At 71.0% G+C, this 2,451-nt stretch carries 3 protein-coding genes; 2 read left to right on the forward strand and 1 reads right to left on the reverse strand.

Translation table 11 applies throughout. The annotated features are described in order from the left end of the window. Positions 1 to 165: 165 nt before the first annotated feature. Positions 166 to 405 carry a hypothetical protein gene (locus tag VFH59_RS04255; protein ID WP_267171844.1) on the reverse strand — a complete coding sequence of 80 codons (240 nt, stop codon included), beginning with the start codon at positions 403 to 405 and terminating at the stop codon, positions 166 to 168. Positions 406 to 563: 158 nt separating this feature from the next. On the opposite strand from VFH59_RS04255, the gene VFH59_RS04260 reads away from it, so the two are divergent. Next, positions 564 to 1,838, forward strand: a complete 1,275-nt coding sequence (locus VFH59_RS04260) for a TolC family protein (protein WP_325163643.1) — start codon at positions 564 to 566, stop codon at positions 1,836 to 1,838. Further along, on the forward strand, positions 1,835 to 2,451 hold a 617-nt coding region (locus VFH59_RS04265), incomplete at its 3' end, for an efflux RND transporter periplasmic adaptor subunit (protein WP_325163644.1). The genes VFH59_RS04260 and VFH59_RS04265, both read left to right, overlap by 4 nt.

Here is a 2,451-nt window from a genome sequence, read left to right on the forward strand (position 1 = left end):
GAGCACGTCGTGAACGCGGCAGCGAACCGTGGACCCGGGTCCATGCCGCGGCGCGGTGTACCATCGCCGCATGCGTCCCACGCACCGCCTCCGTTCCCGCACCCGCCGCCGGCTGACCTGGCTGGCGGTCGTGCTGCTTACGTGGCACCAGCTCGCATTGGCCGCTTACGCCTGCGCGATGACTCCGACCGCTCCGCCCATGGCGATGGCCTCGGCCGCTGGCATGGCGATGTCGGGGACCTGTGCCTCGATGGGCCAGGGGCCGGAGCACCAAGGCGCGCTGTGCCAGGCGCACTGCCATCCGGATCGTGCGACCCAGCCGGACGCACGCACGGGGTCGGTGCCGCCCAGCGCGCTGGCCGCCCTGCCCGTGTACTGGCCCGAGCCGGCGCTCATCGTCGCCATGCCGAGCCGTGTGCCGGAGCGGTTCGTCCGGCTTCGAGCTCCACCGCCACCCACTACGTTGTTGTACTGCTCACTCCTGATCTAGGCCGGCGCGCGCCACTGCGTGCGCCCTCGTGCCGCCGCGCACGAGGTCCCTCGATCACCGGGAGTGTTCTTCCATGCTCTGCTTACCTTCTGCCCGACGCGGCTTGGCGTCGGGCCTGGCTGTTGCCCTTGCGTGGGTGACGGTCACCGCCGCCTATGCCGCCGAAGCGCCTGTTTCACTCGAACAGGCCGTTCGCCAGGGCGTCACGCAAGCTCCCTTGCTTTCAGCGCGTGACGCCGATATCGAAGCGGCCCGCGACGAGGCCATGCGTGCCGGCCGGCTGCCCGATCCCTCGTTGACGTTCGGCATCTCCAATTACCCGGTCACCGGGCCGGGCGCCTTCAGCGTGGATTCGGACACGATGACCATGCGCACGGTCGGCGTGACGCAGACGATTCCGTCGCACGCGGCGCGCGAGGCCGACCGCCGCTTCGCCGATGCGCAGATCACGGCGGCCACGGCTGATCGCGCGGCCACCACACAGAACGTGCGCGAGCAGATCGCCGATGCCTGGATCGAACTGTGGGCAGTGCAACGCAAGCGCGACTTGCTCATCGCCTTGCGCGACGAGAGCGGCCTGGCCGTCAAGCTGACCCAGGCGCGCCTGCGCGGCGGCGAAGGCAGCGCCTCCGACGCGTTGGCCGCGCGCGCCGAGGCCGCGTCGTTGGACAATCGCCTGGATGGTGTCAAGGCCGAGCTGTCCGCCGCGCAGGCCGGTCTGCAGCGCTGGCTTGGCGAACCCGTGACAACCCTTGGCGAGGCACCGGACTTCGGCCGCCTGCCGGTCGCGCCGGCACTACTGGAACAGGCGATCGATCGCCAGGCGCCCATGCAAGCCTGGCAAGCCCGCGAGGCACTCGCCGAGGCGGCACTGACCCAGGCGCGCGCTGCCAAGCATCCGGACTGGAGTGTGAGCGCCAGCTATGGCCGCCGTGCTTCCGGCCTGTCCGACATGGTGATGCTGGAAGTGGGCGTGAGCCTGCCCCTGTTCACCCGCAACCGGCAAGACCGCGGCATCAGCGCAAAACAGGCGCAACGCGATGCGGTGCAGGCCGCCCATGAGGACGCCCGCCGCGCCCAGCGCGAGGCCGTGGCGCGCGCAGTGGCGGCCTGGCAGGGCTGGGGCGATCAGCTCCAGCGCTACCGCGACACCTTGCTGCCGCTGGATCACGACCGCGCGAAGACAGCGCTGGCCGGCTACCGCGGCGGTGGCGACCTGCAGCCGTGGTTGGACGCACGGCGCGACGAGATCGAGCGTCGCCTGTCCTACGCCGACGCGCTGGCCGCCCATGCGCGGCTGTGGGCGGCGCTTGCCTACCTGTTGCCCAGCACGGAGGACGCCCCATGAAACGGCTTTTGATCGCACTGCTGATCGCGGTGCTGGGCCTGATGTTGCTCATCGCCGGCTACGTCGTGGGCCGCCGCCAGGCGCCCGCATCCCCCGCTTCGACGAACACGGGCAAGACCGACGCCGGCGGCCGCAAAGTCCTCTACTGGTACGACACGATGGTGCCGCAGCAGCACTTCGACCATCCGGGCCTGTCGCCGATGGGCATGCAGATGGTGCCCAAGTACGCCGACGAGGCGGCGGGCAACCAGGCGGGCGTGGTGAAGATCAACCCGGCCACCGTGCAGAACCTGGGCGTGCGCACCGCGCCGGTCGAGCGGCGCGTGCTCGCCGCCGCGGTGCAGGTGCCCGGCACGGTGACCTGGAACCTGCGCGAGGCGACCACGATCAGCGCCCGGGTCGATGCCGTGATCACCAAGCTCGACGTGCGCGCGCCCTACACCACCGTCACTGCCGGCGAGCCGCTGGCCGAACTCCTGGCGCCGCAATGGAATAGCGCGCTGGCCGAGTACCGCGCCTTGCAGCAGGCGCAATCGGGCGATGCAAAGGCACTGCGCGCCGCCGCACGCGAGCGGCTGCGGGTGCTGGGCCTGACCGACGCCGACATCCGGGC

This window comes from Frateuria sp. (assembly GCF_035695185.1).
In the GTDB taxonomy this organism is placed as follows: Bacteria; Pseudomonadota; Gammaproteobacteria; order Xanthomonadales; family Rhodanobacteraceae; genus Frateuria_A.